Source organism: Streptomyces sp. NPDC003042 (assembly GCF_053591315.1).
In genome coordinates this window covers 40,771-54,329 of record NZ_JBSFTP010000033.1, presented here as the reverse complement: position 1 = coordinate 54,329, position 13,559 = coordinate 40,771, and the positions used below count along the sequence as shown (strand labels likewise).

The following is a 13,559-nucleotide window of genomic DNA, read 5'->3' as shown; positions in this document are numbered from 1 at the left end:
TCGACGGACGGAGTCCGGCGCAGCGGCGCGAGCCGGGGAGGCCCCCTGGGGCCGAGCCGTGCGAGGGGTGCGTCAAGAGAGGAAGATGTGGCGGACTACGCGTTCCGCCGCGTTGCCGTCGTCGTACGGGCAGAAGCGGGAGCGGAACGCCGTGCGGAGTTGGGTGGAGCGGGAGCCCTGCCAGTGGCCCGTGGAGAAGATGTCGACCAGCTCGTCCTCGGTGCGGGCGATCGCGCCCGGCGGGAACGTCCGCAGGTCGAAGTACGTGCCGCGCGCGGCCTCGTACGCCTCCCAGTCGTCCGCGTGGATGACGATCGGCCGGTCCAGTGCCGCGTAGTCGAACATCAGGGACGAGTAGTCGGTGACGAGCGCGTCGGAGGCGAGGCAGAGTTCCTCCACCGACGGGTACGCCGAGACGTCGATCAGCCGGGGGTGCGGGTCGGGGGACCAGCCGGTGTCCGCGTACGTGAGGTGGCTGCGGGTCAGCAGCGTGAAGCGGGGGCCGAGATCGCGCAGGACGCGCTCGAAGTCCAGCGGGTCGGGCCGGCTGCGCCGGTAGTCGCGGTGGGTCGGGGCGTACAGGATCGCCGTGGAACCGGGCGGGATGCCCAGGCGTTGGCGCAGTTCCAGGACGTCGGACGGGGTGGCCCGGTGGAAGGCGTCGTTGCGCGGGTAGCCGTACTCCAGGGTGGTGTACGAGGACGGGACGGCCTTCTCCCAGACGAGGGTGGAGTGGCGGTTCGCGGAGAGCAGGTAGTCCCACTGGTCGGCGCCGCGCAGCAGGCCGGCGAAGTCGGCGGTCGGGGTGGCGGCCGGGCGGTCCTGGAGGTCGAGGCCGACGCGCTTGAGCGGGGTGCCGTGCTGGGTCTGGACGAGGATCTGGCCGGGCCGCTTGACCAGCGCGCGGTCGAAGTTGACGTTGGTGGTGAGATACGTGGCCCGGGCCAGCGCCGTCCAGTACGCCGCCGATCCCGGGCGCAGGAGGGCCGTCTGCCGCGGGAGGGTGGCGGCGTGCTGCGGGTCGCAGATCCAGGCGGTGCGCATCCCGGGGGCCAGCTCGCGCAGCTTCGCCTCGATCGCCGCCGGGTTGCAGGCGTAACCGCCGTGCCAGTAGGCGGAGAAGACGGCCAGCTCAGGGCGCAGCGGGAGGAGGCGCTGGAGACGGTAGTGCAGGCGGAGCGAGGATTCGCGCAGGCCGCGCCGCAGGGTGGAGGAGCCGCGGCCCGTGGCGAGGGCGGCCGAGCGCACGGCCGACAGCAGCCGGTACGTACGCCGGACACCGAGCCGCATCAGCGTGTGCCGTAGCTGGTCGGTGCGGGTCAGCGACAGCGGCAGCGCGCCGCCGCCGCCCGGCGCCCGGTAGCGGCGCAGCAGGGCGGAGGCGCGGGAGAAGAACTCGGGGCGGCTGGCGCGCGGGAGGCGCCGCGGGTCGGCGTACAGGGCGCAGAAGTGCTCGGCCATCCGCCGGTGCACGGCGGGGCGCCAGCGTTCCAGCTCGGGGCGGCCGGCGAGGTAGGCGAAGAGCCGGTCGTACTGGTCGAAGATGTCGAGGTGGCGGCGGCTGGTGGTGGTCAGGATCGAGCCGGTGCGGCGCTGGCGGTAGTGGACGCAGACCCGGTCCAGGACGGCGACGGACTCGGCGGCCAGCAGGGCCGGGTAGGTCCAGGGGGTGTCCTCGTAGAACCCGGGCGGGAAGGTGAGGCCCTCGCGCTCCACGTACTCGCGGCGGTAGGCCTTGTTCCACACCACCATCAGCATGCCGAGGAGCGCCGGGCGGTCGGCGAGCCGGAAGCTGGCCTGGCCCTCTTCCGACAGACGGTGCGCGAGGCGGTTGCGGACCATTTCGCCGGTCCAGAAGGTGCGCGCGTAGTCGTAGATCAGGACGTCGGGGGAGCCGGTGGCCTTCAGCCGGTCGGTGATGGCCTGGAGGGCGCCCGGCGCGAGCGTGTCGTCGCCGTCGAGGAAGATCAGGTAGTCGCCGGTGGCCCGGGCCAGGCCCTCGTTGCGGGCCGGGCCCAGTCCCAGGTTGTGCGCCAGGTGCACGGCGGTGATCCGGGGGTCACGGGCCGCGTAGTCGTCGATGATCGAACCGCAGGCGTCCGGGGACGCGTCGTCGACCGCGATCAGTTCCAGATCCGGGTGCGACTGGGACAGGACAGAGTCCAGACTCTCCTGGAGGTACGCCTGAACCTTGTACGCGGGCACGATGACGCTGAACCGGGGCACGGCACATCCAGGGGTCGGCGCGGGCATATTGCCCAGGAACCGCGGGCGTGGCGATCGGGTTACGCAGCGTGTGGCATTCGAGTTACGCAGCGTCAACGTCCCACGTCACCCCCTTGATGGGATGGACCGTTTGAGCCTACTTGACCGCGCCCGCCATCACCCCCGTCACGAACTGCCGCTGGAACGCGAAGAAGACGACGAGCGGCACCACCATCGACAGGAAGGCGCCGGGCGCCAGTACGTCGATGTTGTTCCCGAACTGCCGTACCTGCTGCTGGAGTGCCACCGTCACGGGCGGATTCGACGAGTCCGCGAAGACGAGCGCCACCAGCATGTCGTTCCACACCCACAAGAACTGGAAGATGCCGAGAGAGGCGATCGCCGGACCGCCCAGCGGCAGCACCACCCGCCAGAACAGCCGCAGTTCGCCGGCGCCGTCGAGCCGGGCCGCCTCCAGCAGCTCGCGCGGGATCTCCGCGAAGAAGTTGCGCAGCAGGAAGACGGCGAAGGGCAGTCCGAAGGCGACATGGAACAGGACCACGCCCGCCGTCGTCTCGAACAGGCCGATGGTGCCGAAGAGTTCGGACACCGGGATCAGCGCCACCTGTACGGGAACCACCAGCAGACCCACGACGATCAGGAACAGCCAGTCCCGGCCCGGGAACTCCAGCCAGGCGAAGGCGTAACCGGCGAACGCGCCCAGCACGAGCACGAGCAGCGTCGCCGGGACGGCGATCGCCACCGTGTTCAGCAGGGAGCCGGTGATCGTGTCGTTCGCCAGCAGCTGCGAGTAGTTCGACGCCGTCAGCCGGGACGGCGCGGTCAGCACCTGCCACCAGCCGCCCTTGTTCAGGTCGGTGGGGGACAGGAAGGAGGAGAGCAGCAGCCCGAGGGTGGGTACCAGCCAGAACAGCGCCGCCAGCAGCAGGAAGACGCGCAGCGCCCCGCCCGCCACCCGCGCGGCCAGCCGTCCGGACGCACTCCGCGCGGCGCTCATCGGGCCCCCTCCTTCCGCAGCCGGCGGATGTTCACCAGCATCACCGGGACCACCAGCGCCAACAGCACCACCGCGATGGCGCTGCCCAGCCCCGGATCGGCGTCCGTGCCGAAGGAGGTCCGGTACAGCTGGAGGGCGAGGACGTTCGCGTCGTCCTGGACCGCCCCCGGCGCGATCACGAAGACCAGGTCGAAGATCTTCATGACGTTGATGACGAGCGTGACGAGGACGACCGCGAGGACCGGCGTCAGCAGCGGCACGGTGATCCGCCGGAACACCTGCCACTCGCTGGCCCCGTCCACCCGCGCCGCCTCCAGCAGCTCGCGCGGTAGGGCGGCCAGCCCGGCCCCGATCAGCACCATCGCGAAACCGGCCCACATCCATACGTACGCCCCGATCACCGCCGGGGTGACCAGGACCGGGCCGAGCCACTCCACCCCCGCGTACGCCTCGCGGAAGTTCGCGGCGGGCAGCCGCAGCAGTGCCCCGTCGGCCCGCGCGGGCAGGGTGAAGGTGCCGTCGGCGCGGGCGGTCGCCGAGGCCACCACCTTGCCGTCCTTGACCGCCTCGATCCGCATCCCGGCGAAGGCCTGCTCGGTGGCGTCGACCGCGTTGGTGCTGCCGCCCCCGCCCCGGGTGAAGTCCTGCCACACCGTGCCGGTGACCTTGCCGGGCTCGGCGTCGGCCGCCCGCGCGGTACGGGTCCCCTCGGGCAGGGCCTCCGGGGCCACCCCGACCAGCGGGAGCAGCACCGGCGCGCCCGCCCGTACGGGGTCACGCGTCACGAAGGCCCCCGCGTCGGCGGGCTCCAGCGGGGAGTCCCGGCCCGGGCGGGCCTTGGGGAAGGCGGAGGCCTCCGCGAAGGTGTCGTGCACCCCGACCCAGACCGCGTTGGCGACACCCCGGTCGGGATCGTGGTCGTAGACGAGCCGGAAGATGATGCCCGACGCCAGCATCGAGATGGCCATCGGCATGAAGACGAGCAGCTTGAACGCCGTGCCCCAGCGCACCCGTTCGGTGAGCACGGCGAAGATCAGGCCCAGCGCGGTGGCCACGGTGGGCGCCAGCACCACCCACAGGGCCGTGTTCTTCAGGGCCGTGCGGAAGCCGCGGTCGCCGAAGATCTCCTGGTAGTTGCCGGCGCCGACGAAGGAGTCGCCGGAGCGGTCGAAGAAGCTGCGGTAGACCGAGTAGCCGATGGGATGCACGACGAGCGCGCCCAGCAGCACCAGGCACGGGAGGAGGAACGCCGCCGCGACCAGGCGGCGGCGCCGGGCCTCGGCGGAGCGGGCCGTCCTCCCGGCCGGGGCGGCGGCGGCAGCGGATGCGCTCGTGGTGCCGGTGACCTTGGCCGTCACGGGATCAGTTCCCGTAGGCCTTGGCCGCGTCCGCCTCCAGTCTCGCCTGGACGCCCGCCACGTCGGACGGGTTCGCCAGGAAGTCCTGGAGCGCCTTCCATTCGCCCGCGCCCGGAGTCCCGCCGAAGGCGGCCGGAGCCTGGTCCGACATGTCGAAGCGGAAGTCGTCGCCCGCCGCGATCAGCGCCTTCGCGATGTCCCGCTGGATGGCGTTCGGATACGCGGCCGGGTCGACGGCCTTGTTCGGGGAGATGAAACCGCCCTCCCGGGCCTGGATCTCCGCCGCGTCCGGCGAGGCGAGGAACGTCAGCAGCGCCTGCGTGCCCTTCGACGGCTTCAGGGCGACCGCCACGTCGCCGCCCGAGACCACCGGTGCCTTCGCGCCCACCGACGGGAAGGGGAAGACGAGCGCGTCCTCGCCGACCTTCGCCTCGGTCTGCGCGATGTTCACCGCCACGAAGTCGCCCTCGAAGACCATCGCGGCGGCAGGCCGGTCACCACCGGTGAAGGTCTGCGTCACCGACTTCGGGAACTCCGTCGACAGGGCCCCGCTCGGCCCGCCCGCCAGGAAGTCCTTGCGCCCGAACAGCTCGCCCAGCGTGGTCAGCGCCTGCTTGACGCTGTCGTCCGTCCACTTGATCTCGTGCTTCGCCAACTGGTCGTACTTCTCCGGTCCCGCCTGCGAGAGGTACACGTTCTCGAACCAGTCGGTGAGGGTCCAGCCGTCCGCGCCGGCCACCGAGACCGCCGGGGTGCCGGAGGCGGACAGGGTGTCGGCCGCCGTCAGCAACTCCTTCCACGTCGTCGGGGGTTTGACGCCCGCCGCCTCGAAGGCCTTCGCGTTGTACCAGATCAGCGACTTGTTGGCCGCCTTGTAGTACACGCCGTACTGAGTGCCGTCCACCGCGCCCAGCGCCTTCCAGCCGGCCGAGTAGTTCGCGTCGAGCTGCGCCTTCGCCTCCGGCCCCACCGGCTGCGCCCACTTGTTGCGCACCGCCGACACCAGCGCCCCCACCTGCGGGAGCAGCGCCACGTCCGGCGGCTGACCGCCCGCGATCTTGGTGCCGAGGAAGTTGACGATCGGATCCTGGGCCGGGACGAAGGTGACGGTGGCGCCCGTCCGCTTCTCGAACTCCTTGAGGACCTTGGTGAAGTTCGCCTGCTCGGGGCCGGTCCAGACGGCGGCGACCGACAGCTTCTCGCCGGACAACTGCGGTAAGGCCACCGGGGGCCTGGTCGCGGTCCGGTCCGACGGCGGGTCCTTCGGATCCGGGGCACCCCCGCACGCGGTGAGCGCCAGCGCGCCCGCCGCGACCAGGGCTGCCCACGCGCGGGTCCTACGGTCCCTGGAACGGCTCCTCGTACGGTCTTTCGTGCGGTTCGCTCCGTGCTGTCTGTGCATGGTTCGCCCCCGATGGCGGTGTGGCCGTGGTGTGTCCCGTGCCACAAGGTCTACGCCGACCCACGCACCCCCGCAATACCGCCTCGCGGGGGTCAGGGCGCCGGCGGGAAGAGCACCGGGACGGCCGAGACCAGATGGGAGGCCCGGTCGAGGGCGCTGGCCAGGAGCGCGAGGTCGGTGGGACCGTTGCCCAGCTCGCGGACCGGGCGGCGGGCCGGCGGATCGCCCATCCGCTCCCACTCCACCGGGACCACAGTCGGCCTCAGCGTCGCCGTCCGCGGGATGCGGCCCGTGACGCGGCCGCCTTGGAAGGGGATCGCACGTCCGTCGGCGTACCGCAGCAGCCCGCGGCCCGGGCCCGGTTGGTCCGGAGCGCCGAGTTCCACCCGCAGGGTGGCCAGCCGTGCCAGCTCGGTCTCGCAAGTGCGGTCCGGACGGGCGCTGGTGGCGATCAGGTGCACGCCGAGCCGGGTGCCCTCCCGGGCCACCGCCTCCAGCGCCCGGACCACCGAACCGGCCGAGGGACGGCCCGTACTGCCCAGCCCCGGCGCGACCAGCGCGTCGAAATCGTCGACCAGGACCACCAGGCGGGGCAGCGGGCTCGGACCCGCCGCCGGATCCGTACGGGTCGCGGACGCGCGCAGCCGCAGGGTGCCGCTGCGCTGGGGGTCCAGATCACCGCGCAGCTCGCCCTGGGTGGGCCGGCGGGGCGAGACCATCCGGTCCGACAGCTCGCGCCGGGCATGCCACTCGGCGAAGGGCACGCCGTCCAGCAACTCGTGGCGGCGCTTGAGCTCCGCGCCGAGGGCCTGTGCGAACTCCCGCATGCGCAGCGGATCGGAGGCCACCAGATGCGCCGAGACGTGCGGCAGCTCCGTGCACGGCAGCAGGCCGTCCCCGCGCTCGCCGCCGGCCCCGTCGAGCAGGACCAGACCGAGCCGGTCGGGGCGGGCCGCGGCGGACAGGGAGGCGGCGATGGAACGCAGCAGCTCGGTCCGCCCGCTCCCGGCGGGTCCCTCGACGAGGAGGTGCGGACCGTCGTGGACCAGCTCGGCGCCGACCGCCCCGCGCCGACCCGTGCCGAGGACGACCTCGGCGAGGCCGCCGACGCCCTGGCCCTGATCGGTGGCGGCCGCCCAACGGGCCATCAGCGACGCCGGGGTGGCGCGCGCCAGCCCCAGCTCGTCCAGCAGCCGCGAGGTCTGCGGCAGGCTGGCCGCGGCCGGTCGGTACCCGGCCGCCGCGCCCGCCGCGTCCGCCCCGTCGGCGCGCAGCGGGGACAGGGCGCGGGCGAACCGCTCCGCCCAGGCGCCGGAGACGGCGTCGGCGACGGCGGTCGCGCCCGGCTGGACCGGGGCTCCGCCGCTGACCGCGAAGGTCCGTACGGCGGTGGCGACATCGCCGCTCAGCAGGGCCACGGTGGCACAGCCCCGGAAGGCGGGGGTGCTGGCGCAGGCGTCCTCGTACGTCGCGGTCACGGGCGAGGCGGCGGTCGCGGCCGGAGCCTCCGCGAGCGCGAGCACATGGATCCCGGCGGCCGGTCCGTGCGAGGCGAGCCGGCCGGTCAGCTCGCGCAGCGGGCCCGCACCGGGATCGCCGTCCAGGACGACGAGGGTGCGGGTGCCGTCGTACGCGTCCACGGCACGGCGCAGGGCGGCCGGGTCGGCGGCGGCCCAGTGGGTGCCGAGGGGGCTGTCGTCGAGGCGCCGGGTCAGTTCACCGGCCCGGGCGGCGGCCTGATCGCGGTCGTAGGCGAGCAGCAGCCGGCAGTCCTGGCCGTGCGCGGGCCGTACGTGGGGCAGCCAGCCGAGCCAGCCCCAGTCGCGGCGGCGTTCCGGGAGCGGACGGGCCCGGTCGGCCGCGATCAGAACGATCTCCAGCTGCCCCGGGGCGTGCAGCCCGGCGAGCTGGGCGACCACCGAGCGGGCCACCCCGGTCAGCCGGGCCCGCGGCCCGGCGATCCCCAGCGAACCGCTCCGGCGCAGCGCTACGCGGCTGCCCGCGCCGAGACCGACGTCCAGCAGCGCCGGATGTCCGGGCCCGCGCGACCACAGCCGCCCGGTCGGCCCGAGCGCCGCCAGCAGCAGCGCGGCGGGATCGTCGGCGTCGGGAACGGCGGCCACCACGGCCTCCGGCCCGACCGCCACGGCCTCGGCGAACTCCTCCCCGCGCACCCACTTCCGCGCCCAGGCCCCGATCCCCCCTCGCCGCTTCGCTCCGCTGGGTGCGGGGTTGCCCTGCGCCCCGGCCAGGGGGCTCCCGCCGACCGAACCTCCGGGGCGGTACCCCGTACCCGCGCTACCGGCTGCGCCGGCGGGGCGGTGTGCCGGGCTGGGGTTACCGGCTGCGCCGGGCCGGCTTCCGGGGCGGTGCTCCGCGCCGGACGTCGGTGCGGTCGGCCATGCCCCGTGGGGTACGGGGTTTCCGGGGCGGGGCCCGGTGGCGGGACCGTCGGTCGCGCCGGGGTTCCCCTGGTGGGGTACGGGGTTTCCGGGGCGGTGGCCCGTGCCGGGGTTTCCGGGGCGGTGTCCGGGGGTCGGGTTACCGGCTGCGCCGGGGTGCCACTGGTCGGGGGCGGGGTTCCCGGGGTCGGCTGCGCCGGGGGTGTCGGCGGGGTTTCCGGGGCGGAGCCCTGGGGCGGGGGCGGGGGCAGAGCCCCCGTTTCGGGAAGGGGCGGGGTGGGGGAAATGCCCTTGCGGGCCCGAGCCCGGCCCGGTGGCCCGGTCGGCGCCGACGGGCGTACCGCCCCGGGCCGGGGGCCAGGCCGAGCTCGCGTCCGCGTCCCCGCTCGTGCCGGAGCCGGCCCGGGCCCCGTCCGCGTCCGGGCCCGTGTTCCCGCCAGGGGCCGTCGTGCCGTCCGAGGTCGGGCCCGCGTCTGAGGTCCCGCCGGAGCCGACCGCGCCGCCCGGGGTCGAGGCCCAGGCCGTGCTCCCGCCGGAGGCGGCCACGCCGCCCGGGGCCGGGGCCCAGGGCGCGTCCGGGCCGCCCGTGTTCCCGCCGGAGGCTCCGGCGGCGCCCGGGGTCGGGGCCGTGCCGGGGGTCCCGGAGCCGGCCGTGGCGCCCGGGGCCCAGGTCGTGCTCTCGCCGGAGGCGGGCGGCAGGGTCCCCGGGAGCGAGAGGTGGCCCTCCAGGTCCGGGATCACCGGCAGCGGCTCCGTGCCCCCGGCGGCCAGCCGAAGGGTCGATTCGCCGATGCGCAGCAGCGCGCCCGGGGGCAGGGCGATCGGCCGGGGCCCCACGACGGCGCCGTCCAGCGTCGTGCCGTTCGTCGATCCGAGGTCGGCCACCGCCACGCGGCCGTCCGGCATCACGGTCACCGCGCAGTGCAGCCGTGACACGTCGGGGTCGTCCAGCGGGACGTCCGCGTCCGCCGAGCGTCCGATCCGTACCGCGCCGGGGTGCAGCAGGTGCACCCCGCCCGCGTCCGGGCCGGCCACCACGTGCAGCTGCGGCACGTCGAGGCCGTCGTCCGGCAGGGGGTCGGCGTCCGGCACGGGCGTGTGGAGGGCCAGTACGGCGCCGTCCACCAGCGGCGGCTCGCCCAGCGAGGCCCGCTGGAGGTCGAGCCGCTGTGATCCGGCGTACAGCACCACCGTGCCGCCGGTGTCGGGTCCGCCCACGGTCGCCGCGAGTCCGGAGGCCACCGCGGCGAGCGGGGTGCCGACGGGTGCGGTGACGAGCACGTCACAGCTGGCGGGGGCGGTGGCGGCCTGGTGGCCGCTGCGCGACCCGAGGACGGTCAGCCGGATCTGCATCGCCGTCAGCGGTCCCTTCTGCGCGGAGCGCAGTGCACGGTGCGTGCGCCCGGCAGGGGGAACGGCGGGACGTGCCTGCCCTGTTGCCCCCCACCCGGCACGGACGCGTCGTCCGGTCAGGTATGCCGGAAAGCGGGGCTCCCGTCCCCGCGTTCCGTACGAATGCATCCTCGCACCTGTCGCGGACAACACGCCCGGCACCCGCCGACAAGTGATCTTGATCGGTCGCCGCACGGTCCGCTCGCCGTACCTTTACGGACAGAAACCTGAGGGAAATCGCCCCCGGCATACCCCGCAAACCTCACCCTCCGTACATATGTGCGGCAACCAACCTTCGCCGACCTGCGTCCTCCCGGGGGACACCCCCTAGAGTTGGGCCGGAAACCCACACAGCGGAAACCCGCACAGCGGAAACCCGCACAGCGGAAAACCGCAACACCGGCATGAAGAGCACCGGCAGAAGAAGACGACAGCAGGGGAGCGCGAGACGTGCGGCCAGTCGGCAGCAAGTACCTGCTCGAGGAGCCGCTCGGACGCGGCGCCACGGGCACTGTCTGGCGTGCCCGCCAGCGGGAGACCGCCGGCGCGGAGGCAGCCGTCGCCGGGCAGCCCGGCGAGACCGTGGCCATCAAGGTCCTCAAGGAGGAGCTGGCCCAGGACGCGGACATCGTGATGCGCTTCCTGCGCGAGCGCTCGGTCCTGCTGCGCCTGACCCACCCGAACATCGTGCGGACGCGCGACCTCGTCGTCGAGGGCGATCTGCTGGCCCTGGTCATGGACCTGATCGACGGCCCGGACCTGCACAAGTACATCCGCCAGAACGGCCCCTTCAGCCCCGTCGCCGCGAGCCTGCTGACCGCCCAGATCGCGGACGCGCTCGCCGCCAGCCACGCCGACGGCGTGGTCCACCGGGACCTGAAGCCGGCCAACGTGCTGCTCGACGAGCGCAACGGCCAGATGAAGCCGATGCTCACCGACTTCGGCATCGCGCGCCTGGCCGACTCCCCGGGGCTGACCCGCACCCACGAGTTCGTCGGAACTCCCGCCTACGTGGCGCCGGAGTCCGCCGAGGGCCGCCCGCAGACCTCCGCCGTCGACATCTACGGCGCCGGCATCCTGCTCTACGAGCTGGTCACCGGCCGTCCGCCCTTCGCCGGCGGCACCGCGCTCGAAGTGCTCCACCGCCACCTGAGCGAGGACCCGCAGCGGCCCGCGACCCTGCCCGAGCCGCTGTGGACGGTCATCGAGCGCTGTCTGCGCAAGGAGCCGGACGAGCGCCCCAGCGCCGAGAGCCTGGCCCGCGGCCTGCGCGTGGTCGCCTCCGGCATCGGCGTGCACTCCTCGCCCGCCGAGGTGGAGGCCGCGCTCGGCGTCGGCGCGCTGCTCGCCCCCGACCCCTCGCCCGCGCCGGTCCCGGCGACCCCCGCGGGCGCCGGCTCGCCGATGGGCGCGTACGACCCGAACGCCATGACCAGCGTGATGCCGCCGGTCGGCGGGGCCGACGCCACCACCGTGCTGCCGAGCACCCCGGGCCCCGGCCGCGGCCCCGACCCGACCTCGGTCATGCCGCCGGTGCAGCAGCCCGACCAGCCGCACCCGTGGCAGTCGCAGATGCGGGCCGCGCGTGACCGCAACGAGCAGACGCAGATGCACTACCTCGACCCGAGCGAGGACCCGCTGCGCCGCCGCCCGCAGCGCCAGGCACCCCCGCCGCCGCAGCACCAGCCGCAGCAGCCTCCCCAGTACCGCCAGGCTCCGCCATCCCAGCAGTACCAGCAGTCTCAACAGCAGCAGTACGCGCCGCCGCCCCAGCAGCAGCCGCAGCACTACCAGCAGCAACAGCAGCGCCAGCCTCAGCCGTACCAGCAGCCGCAGCCGCCTCAGCACCAGCAACCCCAGTACCGGCAGCCGGCGCCGCCGCCCCAGCAGCAGCCGCCGCAGGGCCCTCCGCCGCGGCAGCGGGCCCCGCGCGAGCCCCGCCGCCGCAGCGCCAACCCGGTCCGGATTCCCGGTCTCGGCTGCCTCAAGGGCTGCCTGGTCATGATCCTGCTGTTCTTCGTGGCGGGCTGGCTGGTCTGGGAGCTCACCCCGCTCCAGGAGTGGGTCGGCACCGGCCGCGGCTGGTGGGACCAGGTCTGGACCTGGGGCTCCGAGGCCGCCGACTGGATCGGCACCATCGGGGAGGCAACCGGAGGTGGCGGCACTCCCTGACGAACCGCCAGGGAGCCTCGCCGCGGCCCACCTAGCGCCGACTTCGTGGATTTGTCGACATCCCGGGCGTGATTTCGCCCGCAGAAGTGAAGGTCGCCGCGATCCGGAGCGCCCAACCCCCATTCGGCCGCGTAGCTTTGGTGCGTACGCCAGCCGCTGAGGGAGCAGTCGTGGCACGGAAGATCGGCAGCCGGTACACCGCGCACCAGATCCTTGGGCGCGGCAGCGCGGGCACGGTGTGGCTGGGCGAGGGGCCGGACGGGCCCGTCGCCGTCAAACTGCTGCGCGAGGACCTCGCGTCCGACCAGGAGCTGGTCGGACGGTTCGTCCAGGAGCGCAGCGCGCTGCTCGGCCTGGAACACCCGCACGTCGTCTCCGTCCGCGACCTCGTCGTGGACGGCAACGACCTGGCCCTCGTCATGGACCTCGTACGCGGTACGGATCTGCGTACGCGCCTCGACCGGGAGCGGCGGCTGGCCCCCGAGGCGGCCGTGGCCATCGTCGCGGACGTCGCCGACGCGCTGGCCGCGGCGCACGCGGCGGGCGTCGTGCACCGTGACGTCAAGCCGGAGAACGTCCTGCTGGACATGCAGGGGCCGCTCGGACCCGGCGGCGCGCACCCCGCGCTGCTGACCGACTTCGGCGTGGCCAAGCTCATCGACTCCCCGCGGCGGGCCTCCGGGGTACGGGCCACGGCGCCGACGACCCGGATCATCGGCACGCCCGACTACCTGGCGCCGGAGATCGTAGAGGGCCTGCCGCCGCGTGCGGCCGTCGACATCTACGCGCTGGCCACGGTCCTGTACGAGCTGCTGGCCGGATTCACCCCCTTCGGTGGGGGGCACCCGGGCGCGGTGCTGCGGCGGCACGTCACCGAGACCGTGGTCCCGCTGCCCGGGATCCCGGACGAACTCTGGCAGCTCATGGTCCAGTGCCTGGCCAAGGCCCCGGCGTCCCGGCTGCGGGCCTCCGAGCTCTCGGCCCGGCTGCGGGACCTGCTGCCCCTGCTGGCCGGCATGCCGCCGCTGGACGTGGACGAGCCGGACGACGCGGAGCCGTTCGCCGAGGTGGAGGCCGAGGAAGCGCCCGCCGCCGATCCGGTGCGGCGGCGGGGCGTGGTCCCGTTGGTACCCGGTTCCGCGACGGACTCCAACCGGGACACCCACACCTCCATGCGGGTGCCGGGGCCGGAGGAGCTGGCGGGCGGGGCGCTGGGCACCGCCCGCGTACCGAGGCCCGTCGGCGGGCACCGGCCGGGGTCCGCACGGCACCGGGCCGAGGTCGCGCGCAAGCGGCGGCTGGTGCTGTCCGCGTCCGCCGTGGCGCTGGTGGCCGCGGTCGGGGTCGGCGGCTGGCTCGCCGTTTCGGGTGACGACCCGGCCCCCAGACCTCCGGCCCAGGACAGCAAACGCTCGGCCCCGGCCCACCCGTAGCCCCGGGTTTCCTGGGGCTCCGCCCCGGACCCCGCGCCTCACACTCGGGCGGGGCTGGATGGGTCAGGGCGGAGCCCGGAACGTGGCCCAGGGTCCGGGGCGTAGCCCCGGGGAACGGTGGAAGGGCGGGTAGGGGACAGCCCCGCAGGGCGCCCGCACCGGCCACTGCCCCACGGG

Annotated in this window: 7 protein-coding genes; 2 read left to right on the top strand and 5 right to left on the bottom strand. The window is 74.4% G+C overall.

The features are described 5' to 3' along the window. Positions 1-72: 72 nt before the first annotated feature. From ACWDYJ_RS18295 to ACWDYJ_RS18275, 5 genes are all read right to left on the bottom strand, one after another. Positions 73-2,226, bottom strand: a complete 2,154-nt coding sequence (locus tag ACWDYJ_RS18295; protein WP_451566584.1) for a bifunctional glycosyltransferase/CDP-glycerol:glycerophosphate glycerophosphotransferase — start codon at positions 2,224-2,226, stop codon at positions 73-75. A gap of 136 nt (positions 2,227-2,362) precedes the next feature. Continuing rightward, entirely contained in the window at positions 2,363-3,223 is an 861-nt protein-coding gene (locus ACWDYJ_RS18290) for a carbohydrate ABC transporter permease (RefSeq protein ID WP_451566583.1), read from the bottom strand. Continuing rightward, positions 3,220-4,581, bottom strand: coding sequence for a carbohydrate ABC transporter permease (locus ACWDYJ_RS18285; protein WP_451566582.1), 1,362 nt, complete (start codon positions 4,579-4,581; stop codon positions 3,220-3,222). Before ACWDYJ_RS18285 ends, ACWDYJ_RS18290 begins: the two co-directional genes overlap by 4 nt. Before the next feature lie 4 nt (positions 4,582-4,585). After that, positions 4,586-5,983: an ABC transporter substrate-binding protein gene (locus ACWDYJ_RS18280; protein ID WP_451566581.1), complete on the bottom strand. Its 1,398-nt coding sequence runs from the start codon at positions 5,981-5,983 to the stop codon at positions 4,586-4,588. Positions 5,984-6,075: 92 nt separating this feature from the next. Further along, positions 6,076-9,738: an FHA domain-containing protein gene (locus tag ACWDYJ_RS18275; RefSeq protein ID WP_451566580.1), complete on the bottom strand. Its 3,663-nt coding sequence runs from the start codon at positions 9,736-9,738 to the stop codon at positions 6,076-6,078. Positions 9,739-10,227: 489 nt separating this feature from the next. Here ACWDYJ_RS18275 and ACWDYJ_RS18270 point away from each other — a divergent pair, with 489 nt between their 5' ends. Together ACWDYJ_RS18270 and ACWDYJ_RS18265 are read left to right on the top strand one after the other, a co-directional pair. Continuing rightward, positions 10,228-11,949, top strand: coding sequence for a protein kinase domain-containing protein (locus tag ACWDYJ_RS18270; RefSeq protein ID WP_451566579.1), 1,722 nt, complete (start codon positions 10,228-10,230; stop codon positions 11,947-11,949). Positions 11,950-12,119: 170 nt separating this feature from the next. Beyond that, on the top strand, positions 12,120-13,382 hold the full coding sequence (locus tag ACWDYJ_RS18265; protein WP_451566578.1) for a serine/threonine-protein kinase: 1,263 nt from the start codon (positions 12,120-12,122) through the stop codon (positions 13,380-13,382). Positions 13,383-13,559 lie beyond the last annotated feature (177 nt).

Coding starts and splice junctions, on each gene's coding strand:
- ACWDYJ_RS18290 (WP_451566583.1), bottom strand. CDS start 3,223: ATGAGCGCCGCGCGGAGTGCGTCCGGACGGCTGGCCGCGCGGGTGGCG.
- ACWDYJ_RS18280 (WP_451566581.1), bottom strand. CDS start 5,983: ATGCACAGACAGCACGGAGCGAACCGCACGAAAGACCGTACGAGGAGC.
- ACWDYJ_RS18275 (WP_451566580.1), bottom strand. CDS start 9,738: ATGCAGATCCGGCTGACCGTCCTCGGGTCGCGCAGCGGCCACCAGGCC.